This window comes from Fischerella major NIES-592, assembly GCF_001904645.1.
In the GTDB taxonomy this organism is placed as follows: Bacteria; Cyanobacteriota; Cyanobacteriia; order Cyanobacteriales; family Nostocaceae; genus Fischerella; species Fischerella thermalis.
This window is the reverse complement of the sequence record NZ_MRCA01000001.1, coordinates 224,437-240,050: the sequence shown is the minus strand read 5'-3', so window position 1 is coordinate 240,050 and position 15,614 is coordinate 224,437. Positions and strand designations below refer to the sequence as shown.

General features: G+C 40.7%; 17 protein-coding genes and 5 pseudogenes. 5 read left to right on the top strand and 17 right to left on the bottom strand.

What is annotated here, in order from left to right:
• Positions 1 to 20 precede the first annotated feature (20 nt).
• The 4 genes and pseudogenes from NIES592_RS01020 to NIES592_RS01005 all read right to left on the bottom strand — a co-directional run.
• The gene (locus NIES592_RS01020) at positions 21 to 803 is read right to left on the bottom strand and encodes a WD40 repeat domain-containing protein (RefSeq protein WP_371915087.1); all 783 of its coding nucleotides are present in this window, start codon (positions 801 to 803) and stop codon (positions 21 to 23) included.
• Positions 804 to 847: 44 nt separating this feature from the next.
• A pseudogene (locus NIES592_RS01015) lies at positions 848 to 1,081 on the bottom strand (porphobilinogen synthase); the annotation flags it as partial.
• A pseudogene (locus NIES592_RS01010) lies at positions 1,080 to 1,697 on the bottom strand (GTP-binding protein); the annotation flags it as partial. The pseudogenes NIES592_RS01010 and NIES592_RS01015, both read right to left, overlap by 2 nt.
• Before the next feature lie 33 nt (positions 1,698 to 1,730).
• Positions 1,731 to 2,819: pseudogene (locus NIES592_RS01005) on the bottom strand (FAD-dependent oxidoreductase); the annotation flags it as partial.
• Between the two features lie 109 nt (positions 2,820 to 2,928).
• On the opposite strand from NIES592_RS01005, the gene NIES592_RS01000 reads away from it, so the two are divergent.
• Positions 2,929 to 3,588, top strand: coding sequence for a carbon monoxide dehydrogenase maturation protein (locus NIES592_RS01000; RefSeq protein ID WP_073554671.1), 660 nt, complete (start codon positions 2,929 to 2,931; stop codon positions 3,586 to 3,588).
• Positions 3,589 to 3,645: 57 nt separating this feature from the next.
• On the opposite strand, the gene def is transcribed toward NIES592_RS01000, so the two are convergent.
• From def to NIES592_RS00955, 9 genes and pseudogenes are all read right to left on the bottom strand, one after another.
• Entirely contained in the window at positions 3,646 to 4,149 is a 504-nt protein-coding gene (gene def / locus NIES592_RS00995) for a peptide deformylase (protein ID WP_062249404.1), read from the bottom strand.
• A gap of 295 nt (positions 4,150 to 4,444) precedes the next feature.
• Positions 4,445 to 4,663, bottom strand: coding sequence for a hypothetical protein (locus NIES592_RS00990; protein WP_073554670.1), 219 nt, complete (start codon positions 4,661 to 4,663; stop codon positions 4,445 to 4,447).
• A 137-nt stretch (positions 4,664 to 4,800) separates the two neighbouring features.
• Positions 4,801 to 5,667, bottom strand: coding sequence for a hypothetical protein (locus NIES592_RS00985; RefSeq protein ID WP_178379450.1), 867 nt, complete (start codon positions 5,665 to 5,667; stop codon positions 4,801 to 4,803).
• Between the two features lie 121 nt (positions 5,668 to 5,788).
• A complete protein-coding gene (locus NIES592_RS00980; protein ID WP_256678041.1) occupies positions 5,789 to 6,178 on the bottom strand; it encodes a metal ABC transporter permease in 390 nt (129 codons plus the stop codon).
• A 78-nt stretch (positions 6,179 to 6,256) separates the two neighbouring features.
• Positions 6,257 to 6,613, bottom strand: a complete 357-nt coding sequence (hisI, locus tag NIES592_RS00975; protein ID WP_073554669.1) for a phosphoribosyl-AMP cyclohydrolase — start codon at positions 6,611 to 6,613, stop codon at positions 6,257 to 6,259.
• Positions 6,614 to 6,830: 217 nt separating this feature from the next.
• Positions 6,831 to 7,481, bottom strand: coding sequence for a GTP cyclohydrolase I FolE (gene folE / locus NIES592_RS00970; protein ID WP_073554668.1), 651 nt, complete (start codon positions 7,479 to 7,481; stop codon positions 6,831 to 6,833).
• Between the two features lie 165 nt (positions 7,482 to 7,646).
• A complete protein-coding gene (locus tag NIES592_RS00965; RefSeq protein ID WP_073554667.1) occupies positions 7,647 to 8,690 on the bottom strand; it encodes a CobW family GTP-binding protein in 1,044 nt (347 codons plus the stop codon).
• Positions 8,691 to 8,942: 252 nt separating this feature from the next.
• The gene (locus NIES592_RS25650; RefSeq protein WP_256678040.1) at positions 8,943 to 9,095 is read right to left on the bottom strand and encodes a DUF1636 family protein; all 153 of its coding nucleotides are present in this window, start codon (positions 9,093 to 9,095) and stop codon (positions 8,943 to 8,945) included.
• A 139-nt stretch (positions 9,096 to 9,234) separates the two neighbouring features.
• Positions 9,235 to 9,785 (bottom strand): annotated as a pseudogene (locus tag NIES592_RS00955) (His/Gly/Thr/Pro-type tRNA ligase C-terminal domain-containing protein); the annotation flags it as partial.
• 78 nt (positions 9,786 to 9,863) lie between these two features.
• Between NIES592_RS00955 and NIES592_RS26120 the strand changes: the two are divergent.
• The 4 genes from NIES592_RS26120 to NIES592_RS25640 all read left to right on the top strand — a co-directional run bounded on the left by NIES592_RS26120 (position 9,864) and on the right by NIES592_RS25640 (position 11,578).
• Positions 9,864 to 9,992, top strand: a complete 129-nt coding sequence (locus NIES592_RS26120) for a hypothetical protein (protein WP_084552212.1) — start codon at positions 9,864 to 9,866, stop codon at positions 9,990 to 9,992.
• Between the two features lie 157 nt (positions 9,993 to 10,149).
• Positions 10,150 to 10,545, top strand: coding sequence for a plasmid mobilization protein (locus NIES592_RS00945; protein WP_073554666.1), 396 nt, complete (start codon positions 10,150 to 10,152; stop codon positions 10,543 to 10,545).
• A complete protein-coding gene (locus tag NIES592_RS25645; RefSeq protein WP_231936227.1) occupies positions 10,520 to 10,891 on the top strand; it encodes a relaxase/mobilization nuclease domain-containing protein in 372 nt (123 codons plus the stop codon). Before NIES592_RS00945 ends, NIES592_RS25645 begins: the two co-directional genes overlap by 26 nt.
• Before the next feature lie 12 nt (positions 10,892 to 10,903).
• Positions 10,904 to 11,578: a hypothetical protein gene (locus NIES592_RS25640; RefSeq protein WP_231936228.1), complete on the top strand. Its 675-nt coding sequence runs from the start codon at positions 10,904 to 10,906 to the stop codon at positions 11,576 to 11,578.
• Positions 11,579 to 11,581: 3 nt separating this feature from the next.
• Here NIES592_RS25640 and NIES592_RS00935 read toward each other — a convergent pair whose 3' ends face one another.
• From NIES592_RS00935 to NIES592_RS00920, 4 genes and pseudogenes are all read right to left on the bottom strand, one after another.
• Positions 11,582 to 12,148 (bottom strand): Uma2 family endonuclease, encoded by a 567-nt coding sequence (locus NIES592_RS00935; RefSeq protein ID WP_073554955.1) that lies wholly within the window; start codon positions 12,146 to 12,148, stop codon positions 11,582 to 11,584.
• Between the two features lie 1,134 nt (positions 12,149 to 13,282).
• Positions 13,283 to 14,050, bottom strand: a pseudogene (locus NIES592_RS24840) (replicative DNA helicase); the annotation flags it as partial.
• Entirely contained in the window at positions 14,040 to 14,861 is an 822-nt protein-coding gene (locus NIES592_RS00925) for a hypothetical protein (RefSeq protein ID WP_073554665.1), read from the bottom strand. The pseudogene NIES592_RS24840 and the gene NIES592_RS00925, both read right to left, overlap by 11 nt.
• Positions 14,854 to 15,606 (bottom strand): hypothetical protein, encoded by a 753-nt coding sequence (locus NIES592_RS00920; RefSeq protein ID WP_256678039.1) that lies wholly within the window; start codon positions 15,604 to 15,606, stop codon positions 14,854 to 14,856. The genes NIES592_RS00925 and NIES592_RS00920 overlap by 8 nt, the downstream gene beginning before the upstream one ends.
• Positions 15,607 to 15,614: the final 8 nt, after the last annotated feature.

Sequence of the window (15,614 nt, the reverse complement as noted above, 5' to 3'; positions counted from 1 at the left end):
CAATCATGAGACTGTTTTTCCTATACAGCTATGCCTTCAACACTAGAAACGGCAAGTATTGGAGCGCCTGATTTTGAGGATGTGTCTGACCATGCCAAGCGGCGAATCTTGTCTGGAAAGCCTCGCATCACCCAAGGATTGGGGTTGTTCCACTCCAAAACGGTGATGGTACGATCCATGTTACCAGAGGCAATATATTTACCATCAGGTGACCAAGATATTACCAAAGAAGCGGAATCAACTGGTAACAAACATGGGTCATCATCCCAATTAGTTACCATCCAAATCTTCACCCCCTGATAACCAGCAACTGCTAAACTTTCACCATTGGGATGCCAGGTGATGTCAAGAACGGAGGAAGTATCAAAATTTAGCGTGGCTTCAATGTTACCTATGTCTGCATTCCATACCTGCACTGTTCGCCCCAAACTGAATGCCAATAAGTTTCTCTTGGGACTCCACACCATACGGTCTACCCAAGCACCATTTTCCAGAATGTTGAGAAGTTCTGGCTCCCCTGAGTGTAAACGCCAAATTCTAACCTCCCCGTTTTGCCCAGCTGCGGCGAGAAATTGACCGTCACGAGAATTGGCAAGACAGTCTACAGATTGTCCGTTTCCCTTTTGTAGAAACGTTTCATGAAACATTTGGTTAACGTGCCATAGCATCACCTCTCCAGCTGCGGAACTAGCTGCTAGGAATTCACCGTTGTCATGCCAAGCGATCGCTGTCACGTAATCCGACAGCATCCCTAAATGGCGCTGCTCAAACTCACCTTGTATGTTTGCTCTTAAACCAGACACGCTCGAAAATCCTCTTTTAGCTTTGCCTCATCTAGGTTGCGACCCAACGCATCTCGAAATGGCCCATAGTATGCAGAGGCATATTTTGCAGAGTATGCCAAAATTCGCACATCAATGTATCCTGCTACATCAAGTGCCTGACGAATTGCCCCTACTCTACCATCCATCATGTCAGAAGGTGCGACCATATCTGATCCTGCTGCGGCTTGGCTTACCGCCATTTTTACTAGCACTTCGACTGTGGGGTCGTTGAGAATAACACCATTTTCATCAACAATCGGTTGCTGGTACACCCAGAGTAAAATCAGCGTAAAGACTTCGCCCATCTGCAACATCAAAAATTGCCTTAGCACGACTCACTTGACCGTAAGCGCCATGAGTAATTTCATAGCAAAACTCGTGCAAACTATCTTCGTCGATAACTTGACCTGTGGTAGGGACGCGCCATAGTTGGGTAGGGGTAATACTGATATCAATGGCTGCACCTGGTTTAATTTCCTCTGCCCAAGTATGATACTCATAATCTTGGAGATGAGGTGGCAAAATAGCGATGTTCCTGTAAGGAGCCGCCCCTTGGGCGATCGCACGATACGATAAATTATCTAGTATTGGCGTGATAGCATTCAGTTCTAAATAAAAACCCAGTTCAATATAAACAGCATCTGCTGTTGATAGTTGGTTGAGAAACTCAACTTCCTGTCCATCACCAAAGACTTTAACGGTAGGATATTCGCTCTTGATGCGGGTTTGGTCGATAGGAACGTTACCCGTCCCAGGACTGAAATACAGTATGTTACTCGTAGTATTATCACTACAAGCTATTTGTTGAGTAATCCAAGTGGTTTTTCCAGCGCCTGCTAAACCTGCGACAACAGTAATTTTGGGTATATTCATACAGTAATGATAATCGTTATTAAGCAAATTATTTCAAGCACTTCTGGGGTGTAAAAACGCTCCTTTGGGCTTCAAAATTGCTGGGACAATCTTTTCACTTGCCATTCTTGCACCAGATAAATTTCGTGCTGTTGGGCCTACTTGTAAAGCTGCTAAACCACCCATCAGGAATAATTCACAACCTGGAACACGCAAATATTCATCCAAAACTGGCAAACCATTAACTATTTTGATTGGATAAGTATCTAAAATTTCTTGTAATAACGCTTGTGATGTCGCATCAAATTTAGTGCCAGTAGAAAGCCAAATCCGACTGTATTCATACTGACTACCATCACTACATTGAACTTGCCAACTCTTACCTAACCACTGGGCTTGCAAAACTTGACAGTTTTCATCAATTTTAAGATTACCATTACGTACTTCTCGCCGTAGTTGCAGTCCCATTGCTGGTGTCATGGAACCACCATTACGCGCTTGCACAATCATGTCAAAGCGCTTTTGGTAATCTTGTTGAGCAAAAAATCCCTTCAAATACTTTGGCCCTAACCAACCAGGTTCAGCATCAAATAATTTTTCTTGTAACTGTCGCCGCATCATCAGGTGGACTTTTGCACCACGAGAAATAGCACCTACTGCCAAATGTCCACTCGTCAACCCGCCACCTATAATTAATATCCTTTTACCCGTTAAGTATAATTGCCGTAAATCCACTGTCTGCGAGTGACAAAGCCTATCTTGGGGATACTCGGACTCTATCTGGTTTACCCAATCGGGTATTTGCTGTTTACTGCTACCTGTTGCTAGTACTACCCGCCGTGCAATTATCGATTGTCCCGAATCCAACCACAGGCGTAAGCGCGGACGAATCAGTGATGGTAAAGCCTCAATACGTGTCACACCAAGGGGAATTACTTGCTGTTGTAACGAAAAGCGGCTAATTATATCCTCACAAAAATCTTCAAATAGTTGAGTTCCTGGCAAATCGTAGGGGGGAAAGAACTCACTGTTACGAGATTCAGCGAATTTCCGCAATGCAAAAGGATTAGGGTCGGGATGATGAACAGCAGGTGAACGCAAATGAGGAATTTCTAAAGCAGCAAATTGATGCTGCCAATGATTCCTCTCGCGCTACCTTTGTTCTCACTATCCTGGATATGGAGAAAAGGAACTTCAGCAACTTCCTCTCATCACTCAAGCTGAGAAGGAATTTTATGAGTTTCAAGGACTCTTGAGGGATCAGACTTACCGCGAGTTCTACGGTACTTCATTCGATAAAGTCAAAAAATTCTCTATTGATCCAGTAGACTCATTCACCGAAAAATATGTAAAAACCCTCAGTGACGGGCTAGCATTGATGTCGGTAGGAACTACTGCACTAAGGATCGAAGAACTTTACTCTACCCGTTGTTCTCATGCGACACTTAACCCACTGAAGGCTTGGTTGGCGCTGTGTACAAATGGGATTGTAGTTCTCGACTGCGGTGGTGGAGAGGATGCAGGACGATTTGGTCTACCTATAGGAGCCGATGTGGTTGTTGTAGTAGTTGAGGCGACACCCGACTCTGTGGCAATTTCAGAAGATATCCGCGCCATTGACGAAGAGTTAGGAATTCCAGTGGTGTATGTTTTAAATAAATGCCTTAACCAATTCCCAGAAGTGGAGGCTTTTGAGGAAGAACACTCTACCAGAATAGTTGGGAAAATTCCGTTTATACCCTCTATTTACGGCAAGAATCTTCTTGATTCTTTTGACGAAGTTGAAGGAATTTTTACTCAAATTCTTAATCAGATTCTCTCTCAAAAGTTAAGTTCTCCTCTTGAGCGGTGGGCAAGAATACTTAGGTGGCAAAATCGTTTGCAGAAACAACGTGAGTTAATGAAAATTTAGTCGTAAATACTAGGAGGTTAAATTCTTTACGATTCCAGATTTCTGTTCTGATTGAGACTAGGAGAGGGAAGTTTTATCAGAACACAAGGGCAGGAATTTATCAATCAAGAGAATTCCATCGAGATGGTCGATTTCGTGTTGAATGACAATGGATAATACCCCATCAGCAGTGAGGTAAAAAGCACGATTTTCTCGATCAAATGCTGAAAGTGTAACTTGATTAAATCGCTTGACAACTCCACGCTGCCCTTGAATGCTAAGGCATCCCTCTTCTGAATCAATAACAGGCTTTTGGTATGCTATTTCCGGATTAATGATGCACAAGATATCTTCAGGTTTAATCTCTTGTGTCTTGTCACCTAAGATGCGTTTTTGATTGAGAACAAAAACCCTTTTTAACTCTCCAATCTGAGGAGCAGCTAATCCCATTGACTTATGTTCAAGCATTGTATCTACCAAGTCATTAACCAAGGTTTGAAGCTCTTGATCAAATTTTTCTACCTTGATCGAAGGTTTCCTTAATAAGGAATTGGGATGAGAGATAATTGTTTTGATTGCCATACATTGAAATTAAAGAATTAATTTAGATCTGACATTGGTACTAGATTAGCTTAATTTTTAAGGCTCTTCAGTACTTGATATGCTAAATTAATCCGCTAATAAGCTGAAAGTATTGCTGTACAACAAAAATAGACATTATTTTTTTACATTTTGGACTTTTATAAGGATTTAGGCATTTTAAGCTTGATTTTAAAGTCAAATTTTGATGTTTAACTAATAGTATGGCATATTAGGTACTGAAGAACCATTTTTAAGTATTAATTTATTACCAGTATTGACAAAGAAGAATATGATATTACCATTTTCCATCTGGACAGTTAGAAGCTTCAAGATTAGCCTTCACCATCATCAAACATCCACATATAGTACAACGCTTTGCTTGAGCATCAAATTTTTCACAAGTTGAGCATATTTCTAGTCTTTTTTTAACGGTACTTCTGTAAGCGATCGCTCTATCACCACATAATCCCTGATTGACAGTTTTATATGCTTCTCTAAGGAGGTTTTTAAGCATTTGATAATTGCTTGGGTAAGGAGGTGGTGAAGATTTAATCATCTAGAACATCCTAATTTATAAATAAAGTACCTGAATAAATACTTTACTTCAGATACTCAATTATTATCCCTCAAAAATGGTAATTACAAAGTTTCTCAACCAACTAAGAAGCGGTTAACTGGCACAAATTTATAGAAGGCGTACTCATACCATACAGTCCAAATAAAATCCCTAATCCAGGTAGTCCGCATTTGGGGACGAATCTGGTAATCAAAAGATGTATCAGTAGCACCAACTCTCGCCATTGCGTGGTTACATCCACAACCATGCTCTTGGAAAAATCCGTGCTTAGAAGAGATGCTTTGCACCATTAGTTGGATGGGAAACACCTTTTGTCCATGCAAAGAAGCATCCCAAGCGCGAGCATTTTTTCTGTCCTCTTCACTGAATCTTAATGGACGAACTTCAGAAATTTCTTTCCTGGAGATCGGTGCCAGGTGTACGTGATAAAAAGAAGCTGGAAGGTCATATCCAAATTCCTTAAAGAGGTCTTTCGCAATTTCGATAATTTTCTTACGTTCAGTGTAATCTTCTTGTTCTAGAGAAAGTTCGTTCTCAATCAAATCAAAATTCGGATATTTATTAATGTCAAAATCTTCTCCATAAAACTCAAGCGTTTTCCAAGCAAGTTTACCAAATATTTCACAAAAAGCTGGCTTGCAATCTAGGAAATCTTCCGATTCATTGAATAAGTCAACATCACCATGAGACATCTTGTGAAGAAAAAGTTGCGCCATCTTTACATATGCTTGTGGGTCAGAAAGTTTTGTATTAGATTTTCCGGCATAAATATCTTGCCAGGACTGAGGAAGCTGATTAACAGGTATCGCTTGTTCATCTTCAATCAGACATGTACTCTCTCCAAAAGGTAACGAATTTCTGATGATGGCGGACATATCTGCTTGGTTTCCCTGACTAGCTGTCTTTTGCTCCATCAGTTTTTCACTAGCGTTCAGTGACATGTATCTTTCCTTTGTTGAGTCACATGGTCAAGTGTAACCTATTTGCTGAGTATGATAATCATTTTTATAAAACGAGGACGACAAAGCGGAGATGCAGACACACTCGAAGCAGCAAATAGAACTACTGTCGTTGCAGGTTAATCATACGTTGGAAAAACCTGACGGTTGGCTCTTTCACTTCTGGCCGAGTCAACAAACCTTGAGAAGGACTCAACAGAAATGCCAATAGAAAAAATCCGCACACTACCAAAACAATTGTTGCTCCTGATGGGGCATCTAGATGATAACTCAGATACATGCCAATCACACTGCCACTTACCCCAATTACAGATCCTAAAATCATCATCAAATGCAGTTCTCTAACCAACAAATAGGCGGTGCTTGCAGGTGCGACGAGCATCGCAATCACAAGTAATGCCCCTACGGTTTGCAAACTTGCCACAACTGTCAGAGTCATCGCGACTATTAAACCCAAATGATACCACCGCACAGGCAACCCATCTGCTTGCACTCCTAAAGGAAGAATACTAATAGTAAATAACTAATGAAAAATATCTTACTTAGTTAGGTTCATGGCTGGGTTCTCAAGTTAAACAAGGATAAGACTTTCCATCCGAACGCTATTAAAAAAACAACTCCTTGAACCAGTGTGACAAGCGATATCTCCTACTTGCTCTACTTTCAGCAAGATGGTGTCGCCGTCACAGTCGTAAAGTAGTTCTTTGACTTTCTGAGTGTGTCCACTTGTTGTACCTTTATGCCATAATTCACCACGAGAACGACTCCAGTAGTGGGCTTCACCAGTTTCTAGAGTGCGCTGAATCGATTCGGTGTTCATCCATGCCATCATCAGGACAGTGCCATCTTTGTAATCTTGAGCTATGGCAGGAATCAAATCTTGATTATTAAACTTAAGTTTTTTAATCCACAATAAATTTTGATTCATTAGCGTTTACTACAGACAGTTCAATTTCTGGAGTATATCGACTCATAATCAGGCACAAAGCTACGCGCTGCTACTTCATAATCTATCGTTTGGAATGTCGGATTTGAGTCGAAATCAAAGCGGCTCCGCTCTTTATTCATATTGAAGTTGCCTTTTATCTTGAAGATAGTTCCAAGGCAATGACAACTCTTGCTACCATTGCCCAGGTTTGGTAAAGTTACTGAAACTTAGCATTATGCTGGATCAAGTTCATAAATTCCTCACGAGTACGTGCATCATCAGCAAACACACCCCGCATCGCACTAGTAACAGTCCAAGAACCAGGTTTTTGTACACCACGCATCACCATACACATATGAGTCGCTTTCACCACTACTGCTACACCTTGGGGTTTGAGCAAGCCTTGTAGCGCATCAGCAATTTGCAGAGTCAGACGTTCCTGCACTTGCAAACGCCGAGCATACATTTCACAAATGCGAGCAATCTTGGATAAACCAATTACTTTTCCATTTGGAATATATGCCACATGAGCGCGACCAATTATTGGTAATATATGGTGTTCGCAGGAACTAAAAATATCAATATCCCGCACTAATACCATTTCATCAGCATCTTCTTTAAAGACCGCCCCATTTAACAATTCATCCAAAGACTCATGATATCCTTTGGTGAGAAACTGCAAAGCTTTGACAACTCTTTTGGGAGTATCTTTTAAGCCTTCCCTGTCTGGATATTCTCCTAGTCCAATCAGCAAAGTTCGCACAGCCTGCATCATTTCTAATTCTGTAACTTGCGGTTGTTGCTGAGTAGATAAAGAAGACACAATTTGGTCAGCACAAGTGAGGTCAGGACGAATCGATAAAGTCATTTTCTCAGCCTAATTTTTTAGAAAAATCAGTCAATAGTCATAGTAATAATTCGTTAGTAATTAGTCATTAGAAGTTAATTGATAACCCTTAACATCTAACTGATAATTTCTAGCAACTAACGATTAACTAATAACTCAGTCAGGCAATTACTTAATATATCTTAATCATACCAAACATTTGTTAAGAAGAGAATGAATTTCATTGGTGTTCAAATGTCTACCAATAAAAACTAACTGATTTTTAGACTCAGTCAGCCATTCATCGCCATCTAAATTATAACGAGGACCGCTGAGTTGAAAGATATGGCGTAATTTACTATCACTAAACCACAGAATACCTTTTGCTCGAAAGACAGATTGGGGTATTTCTTCGTTTAAAAAATTCTCAAATTGATGCACATCAAAAGGTCTTTCACTTTGGAAAGAAACGGAAATAAATCCATCATTTTCTAAATGATGTGAGTGATGTCCATGATGATGATGCTCGTGGTCATGGTCATGATGATGTTCATGATGATGCTCATGTTCGTGCGTATCTTCAGTAATAGAGGTATATTCATCTTTTGGATTTAACTCTACGCCTAAAATTAATGGTAACGCTACCTCTCCATAGGTAGTGTGCAGAATTTTTGCACCCGCTTTAACTTCGTGGATGTAAGCTTCTAGTTCTCGAAATTTTTCTCTTGTAACAAGGTCGGTTTTATTCAAGAGAATAATATCTGCATAAGTTATCTGTTTTAATGCAGCTTCACTTTGAAAATGTTCAGGGTTAAACGTTTCAGCATCAACTACAGTCAGGATAGAATCGAGATTTGTGAAATCTCTTAATTCTGTCCCCAAAAAAGTTAAAATAATCGGCAATGGGTCAGCAACACCTGTAGTTTCAATGACCAGATAATCGATGCGGTCTTCCCTTTCTAATACTCGGTAAACAGCATCAACAAACCCGTCATTAATTGTACAGCAGATACAGCCATTGCTCAGTTCTACCATATCTTCATCCATAGAAACTAGCAATTGGCTGTCGATGTTGATATCACCGAATTCATTCACAAGAACAGCGACTTTTAAATCTTGTTTATTCTTGAGAATTTGATTAAGAAGTGTGGTTTTTCCACTAACTAAAAATCCTGTGATGATAGTAACAGGCATTCCCCGTTTGGGAATATCAGAAATTATATCTGAAGCTGGTACAGTGAGTTGAGTCATAGTTCATCCTTATTGTTTAGTTTTGAGTTAAGAGTAGTAGTTGGTTTAGCAGATAAATGTTCAATTTAAGTAGAAAAATCACAAGCAAAATCCGCCAAAGTAGGAGTGAGAAATTTTGAATTTCAAATTATTCCTATCTCCCCCTCCCGCACTTTAAGTAGGTGGAGGAGCAATTCGTGCGAGAATTCCTTTTTGCAAAACTTTTGGTCGTTCTTGTCGTGGCACAATACCATCACAACTGACATGATATTGTTAGCATAATTGTAGTATTGCTTCTGAACTTAAGAGCGGCGGTAAATCACCAAACATTAAACTGGTTTTGTTAGGTGCAGTCAAAGCAATAACACAGGGTCTATTACAAGCACTCAAACACTCTACTTCCTGAATTACAAATTCAGATTGCAACGACCATTTTTCAGATCAATTTAGCAATTGTTTGAGTAAATGTATCCCGCCTCTTTCTCCCATATAATCACGTTGCGTAGGAGAAAAATAACAAGATTTGCAAATGTAGAGCGCGTGATTAGCCATATTTTTGTGCTTGTTAGATGACTGTTTTTAATGTAATAGCTTCTTGTAGACGTTTGACAAGCTCGTCCAATGTTAACATCCCTAAATCTCCAGCAATTCTAGTTCTAACGCTCAAAGTTTTGGTTTCTACTTCTTGCTTACCAACAACGGCGCAACTACAGGAATTTTTTCTAATTCTGCGGTGCGGATTTGCTTACCTAGACGTTCTCCTGTTTGGTCTATTTCTACCCGTAAACTAAATTTTTTCAGATAACTTGCTACTGATTTCGCATATTCTTGTGTTGATTCAGTCACAGGTAATAACCGCAGTTGCACTGGTGCTAACCACACAGGAAAATCACCAGCATAGTTTTCAATCAAAATCCCAAAGAAGCGTTCTAATGAACCAAATATTGCCCGATGAATCATGATTGGTCGCTTTCTGATGCCATCGGCTGCAACATATTCCATATCAAAACGTTCTGGTAAATTAAAATCTATCTGAATAGTTGAACATTGCCACAATCTACCAATCGCGTCTTGAATTTTGATATCAATTTTTGGTCCATAGAAAGCACCACCACCTGCCGAGTAGTTGCAAATACTTTGTAGGCGGTTTTCAAAGAATGTCGAGATTTCTGTTTTGTTGATCGCCAATTCCGAATTACAGTTGCGGAAGAACATTACTTTCTCGATTTACTGTTCCACCATCGCTCCCTACAATCCCTCATTGCTGAAGAACAACATAGGCTGGAACAACAATTTGATTTTGGTTCGAGAAACGAACGTTGATAGTTTTAAACTTCAAGCTACCTAAAATTACGCTGGTTTTACTAAAATCAGGTTAGTTTTAACAATTGCGCTTCTTATCGATGTATATCACTTTTGATAGTTGTCAGCTGATCTAGAAACTTGCCAAGCTGGAAAAATATTGCACTCACCTATCGAAATGCCAGTCAAACCCAAACAACACACAATTCGGTTTGAAATCCTGCTCACACAAGAACAAAATGAACATTGGCAAGCTTTAGCCGAAAAAGTAGGTATCAGTAAAGCAGAATTAGTCAGGCGTTCTATGGCTGGGTGTCGCATCAAAACTATCCCCCAAGCAAACTGGCAATGTTACTGGCAGTTATTAAATATAGGCACAAATATTCATCAAATAGCCAAAGCTCAAAATAGTGCGATCGCCAACGGATTAATACCACCACCCATCGACCCCATTCCTTTCGAGAAGTTAACCAAACAAATTAATAGATTGCGGTTACATTTACTTTTAGGGACTGACGAAGAAACAAACGAGGAACAATCTTTGGGCGATGATTGGGAAGATAAAAAAAGGTAAAAGCTTCGCCGGACTCACCAAATACATCTTAGAAAAAGAAGAAGCAGAACTTCTTTGTACCAACCTCGCCGGAGAAACTCCCCAAGACTTTTACAGACAACTTGCAGCCACTTGCCAACTCAACCCTAGAGTAGAATCTCCCGTCAGCCACATTTCTCTTAGCTTTGCACCGGGAGAAAGACCATATCAACAACAGCTACAGGAAATTGTCGAAGGTACGCTTTTGGGTATGGGTTTTGATAATTGTCTCTATTTCGCCGCCACCCATAACGACCGTAACCACTTCCACCTGCACATCGCCGCAAGTCGCATCAATATTGATGGTGAATGTGTATCTGATTGGTAGGATAAAAGACGTTTGGAAAAAGTTCTGAGAAATCTAGAATCCCAGTTCAACCTAACTCCCGTACCCTCTTCTTGGGAAGTAGACCATACAGCACCTTCTACTGGACAAAAACGACGGATGATGCGCGAACGACAAGAATTTGAACTGCGGCTACGGGATAAACCACCATCTTGTAGCGCGGTGGAGAAAATTCAGGATGCAATAAACACTACTATCCAACCTAAAATGACGATGACCCAATTTCTTGAGAAGCTGCAAGCAGCAGGTGTGGAAACTAAAGTAAAAGTTACCGAGGAGGGGATCATCCAAGGTATTTCTTATTCAACAGATGGGGTAGCTTTCCAGGCGAGGAAATTAGGTAGAAATGGAAAGGCTTGCACTCTCAAAGGAATTTTGGCACGAGGTATCGATTTTGACTTGGAACGAGATGTTTTAGCGTTAGTCCAATGTGCTACAAGTAACAGCCAAGACGACAAGCAAACGTCAATAAATACCTTAATTTCCAAAATTCAAAATCATCCTCAAAACTTATCTATGTTTACGTCGAACTCCCACAGCCACAATGTCGCCCAAAAGAGCCAATCTGCTAATGTTTCTGACTTGAGTAACTCCCAACAGCAAGATTGCATACTTAAGTCTCAAGTTAATTATTTAAAGCACCACAAAGGTGCAGAATTAGACCTCTAATACTTACGACTTGTTCATCTTGAGCCAGCTAAATAATTGAGCAGCTGTTAGCTCTAGGTCAATTCCATCCAACACAATCAAATTATCCGTTCCACGACACAATTCTGGTTGTTGTTTTGGTTGAAAAACTAAAACTGAACGGTCGTCTGGGTCAATCAACCATCCAAGTTGGCAACCATGTTTGAGACTGTGCAGAATATTACCAGTAACGCGGTTAGAACTTTGGTCAGGAGAGAGAATTTCAATTGTCCAATCTGGAGGAACGAACACATCATCAACAGGTTCGCCATTCTCATCAAATTCAATGTGTTCCCACCTGAGAACGACTACATCGGGAACTATCGAGCGACCTCCACAAGTACACCGTAATTCTGGAAAAGCATAGGCAATTCGCCTCTCTTCAACAACTTCATTAATCACATTAATCAATTTACCCTGAAGTCGGGAATGGCGGGTCTTAGGCATTGGTTTTTGGACAATCTCGCCGTCAATGTACTCACTAGCAGGGTTTGTTTCTGGTAGCTTGAGAAACTCTTCTAATGTAGGAGATGAGGGTCGCGCAACAGTCATGATTTTCTGCTCCAAACTGTCTGCTTCCAGTTTATCAAGGCGCTCATCGCAATCCAATTCTAAACGTTGGATCATCAACTACAAGTTATACTCATTTTCCAAGAAAGCCAGTATTCGTTCCTGCTTAGAGGTGAGACTCCCAGGATCTGCTAATCTCCCCAGCACTTCCATTACAGCTGCATGGGTTGGCTCAAAATCTTTGTAAATTTCGTCAGTTAGTCGCCGGATGCGATCGCAATTTTTAGTAGCTGTTGGCTCATTCGGAGTATATACAGGTTCTAAGTTTTCAAGTTTGACAGCAGGAAAGTCCATTCTGTAAGTTTGAACAGCACAACTGTAAGTGTTAACCTCAATAATTATGCACCAGCAGCCGGAAAACTTTTTTAATTCCGGATCGCCTTTGCCAATAATTTGGCAGAGTTCACCAACAAAATGTGGATTGGGTACGGGCTGCTTACTCTTAATTTGTTGAACAATATCGCATTTATTCAGTTTTTTATCCAGTAGCTTTTGTGCCAATTGTTTCCCTTCTTCCTGCACAACCTTAGCTAGCAATAAAATGTCTTTTTTGGTCAACCTAGTATTACGAGTCAAAAGTAAGTGTTTTATTTCTTCTCCGAATGCAGTAGCTAAAGTATCAAGTGCCTCAGTAAATTGAGCGTCGTTCCTGATTGTGCGATCGCTCACTTTGTACTGTTGTGCCAAACTTTTAGCCACATCTACCTTGATTGGATTTTTTCCCTTCGATAAATCCTGTTCGAGGTCATTCTCTACCGATAGGAAATTTTTTCCGTTCGGTAAATTCTGTTTCAAGTTATCCTCACGATTTCCTCTCAAATGTATATAGCGCTTACCTCTAAGATAACTCGCAGTTTCCGGTGTTATGTTGCGTCGCCCTAATTGATGATTGGCAATCCAGCAGACAGCTGCTGCTCGGTCTGTAATCTCAATTTCTACTGTCTTGTAAGGAATTTGCAGTCGAGTACAAATTTCATAACGGTTGTGACCATCTAGGAGGATACCAGTACTCAGCCATACTACCAAAGGGTCAATACAGCCAAATTCTTGTAAGTTTGCCTCTAGTTGCAGTTTTTCTTGAGATGATAAAGGCGGAATGAGATTTTGAAACTCTGGGTCGGCCATCATCTGGAGATAATCAACTACAACTAGCCCTAGCTTTCCAACACGTGCTTGAACTTGTCGGCAAGAGGAAGCGATTCCAGAAACCGTAACCCCTCGGTTGTCATTTATATATAGCGGTAACTCTGAGGTAATACCGACAATTTGAGCAATGCTGTCAAATTCCCAATTAGCTAAAAGTTCAAATCCTGCCCGATGTTTACGCATGCGATCGCTCAAAAGTGGAATTAAATTGAAATCTTTGTACTGGGGAGTCACACTAATTAAACTCCACAGCCTATATTCCAACTGCTTTTTGGTCATCTCCAACGAGAAAATAATCACAGGCAACTTGTGCAGCAATATCATTTGGAGGGCTAAGAACAAAGCAATCTGTGACTTTCCAACTGACGGTCTGCCTCCAATAATGGTGAGTGTGCCACCTTCAAATCCCACCATTAACTTATCAAGTTCATTCAGTCCTGTTGGATAAATGGGCCGTCCGGACTCCAATTCCTGGTAAGCAGCAATATTAATCGTGCTGTTATGTTCGGTGTTTGAACACAATCCTTGGTTAGAAACTTGGAAAACTTTTTGCTCTGCTTGGTCAAGAATTGTTGGTAACTCGGTTTCCGTCTCGTAGCCCAGTTGTACAATCTCGTTGCCAACTGATATTAACTGCCGTCGCAGGTATTTTTCCATTACCAACGCGGCGATCGCATCGATATTGACTGCTGATACGGTGCGGTCTACAAGCGTTGCTAATTTATTTCTACGTGCGATCGCCAGCTACTCGCGCCACAACAGAGGCTATTACCTTGCAACAGCTACGTGGGTACTTAACCACTTGTTTCTCGCTAAAGCGAATTACCACCCAATTGCCATTGGTAAAAAATTTATTTCTGATCTCATCCTTACCCTGGTCGATGCAGTGATGGGGAGCTTTGGTGTTGCCTACATAAGGTTCATCAATTTCAATATCTATACTTAAACTGCTTGTATGTACAAACACGAAATCTGCTGAGTAAGGATAAGAAAATTGTGGATTTTGGAATGCCACGCCCTGAACGGCATTTGGAAAAACGTGCCGAAGAACCTGATAAAAAGTTTTTTCAGAAACACCCGCAGGAGCGTCACTACGACCAATTGGCTGTAAAACCTTGTCTGCAATCCACTGGCGCAGTTTGGCTTCGCGTTTTTGCAAGCGTAAAACAGTTTTATTTTTAACTTCGGTTGGTGGTTGACGGTACTTGGAAATGTTCTTGTTAGCTGATGTTTTAGGAGAAACAGGGAATATAGCGCAGAAAATGCCCAAGCCAATAGATACCCAAGTAACAGCAACCAACCAGAGAGGAGACAGCAGGATAAAAGACAGGGGAATTAGAAAACCGATAGATATAAACAATACATAAATAGATACGTGTAATAACGAAACTTTTGGAAGGATAGAAGTATAACTACCTTGGTGTTTTAGTAATTGCTCTGGCTTTCTAGTAGAGAGAAGATGGTAGGCACTCAGACTAGGCGCAGGATTTTTTGCCAAGAATTTGAGTATTAAAGGTGGATAGAAAATAGCAGGATAGAATCTATTCACGGAAACGAATTAATTCTGTTTTAGGTATCGAATTATGCATTAAAGGTTGATTGAGTGATGGTTTTGGTACAGTTCTGGTTGGGGTGGCTGTGTCTTCAATTCCCAGTAATCCCAGTTCCGTCAGCACTCTTAGGGAGAGGTTCACACTTTGCGCGATTTCCACTAAAGATTTATCGGAAGTATTTCGAGCCAAGGCTAAAAACTCTCTAATCTTTGCAACAACAGGGTCTGATGGTGGTGTATAACCCCGACGCACCGCAGAAATTAAACCACGTTCAATATCATTAAGCGTAGCCTGACGAAATGAACCAACCTCCAAGGTGTACCTTTGCTGTTCGGTTCCCGATACCGTCGCTATGCTCAAACCGTTGTATTTGGGTGAATTTTCTCCTGGTAGCAAGTTAAAGGTATATAGCCGCGCTGTACCATCTTCAGTCTTAGTCTTGATAAATAAATTGGTTACGTTTGCCCTTGTCAAATGGGGAAATTTTAAAGGCTGTATTTGACGGAGAAATATAGTGGTTGCTTGACCGTTTTGTGTAGCTGTGTCGGTGGCGTAGGTGAAACGGCTGGGGTCTGCTAGAAAAATCTGGGTAATCCGCTCGTTAACCCTGGAAAAATCAATTGCAGTAGCTCTTCCAGCCCAAACTTGAACGTTAATTGCCTTTGAGTTCAGACCTCTTCCTTCCGAAGTACTAACTGTCGATACCGCTGGATCAGCGTGAACAGGAAGTACGTTGGTCAAACACAAAA

Excerpts from the sequence above, each read along its gene's own strand:
- NIES592_RS00990 (WP_073554670.1), bottom strand. The coding sequence starts at position 4,663 with ATGCTTAAAAACCTCCTTAGAGAAGCATATAAAACTGTCAATCAGGGA.
- NIES592_RS00935 (WP_073554955.1), bottom strand. The coding sequence starts at position 12,148 with ATGACTGTTGCGCGACCCTCATCTCCTACATTAGAAGAGTTTCTCAAG.
- hisI (WP_073554669.1), bottom strand. The coding sequence starts at position 6,613 with ATGAATCAAAATTTATTGTGGATTAAAAAACTTAAGTTTAATAATCAA.
- NIES592_RS00965 (WP_073554667.1), bottom strand. The coding sequence starts at position 8,690 with ATGACTCAACTCACTGTACCAGCTTCAGATATAATTTCTGATATTCCC.
- NIES592_RS00945 (WP_073554666.1), top strand. The coding sequence starts at position 10,150 with ATGCCAGTCAAACCCAAACAACACACAATTCGGTTTGAAATCCTGCTC.
- folE (WP_073554668.1), bottom strand. The coding sequence starts at position 7,481 with ATGACTTTATCGATTCGTCCTGACCTCACTTGTGCTGACCAAATTGTG.
- NIES592_RS00985 (WP_178379450.1), bottom strand. The coding sequence starts at position 5,667 with ATGTCACTGAACGCTAGTGAAAAACTGATGGAGCAAAAGACAGCTAGT.
- def (WP_062249404.1), bottom strand. The coding sequence starts at position 4,149 with ATGGCAATCAAAACAATTATCTCTCATCCCAATTCCTTATTAAGGAAA.
- NIES592_RS25645 (WP_231936227.1), top strand. The coding sequence starts at position 10,520 with ATGATTGGGAAGATAAAAAAAGGTAAAAGCTTCGCCGGACTCACCAAA.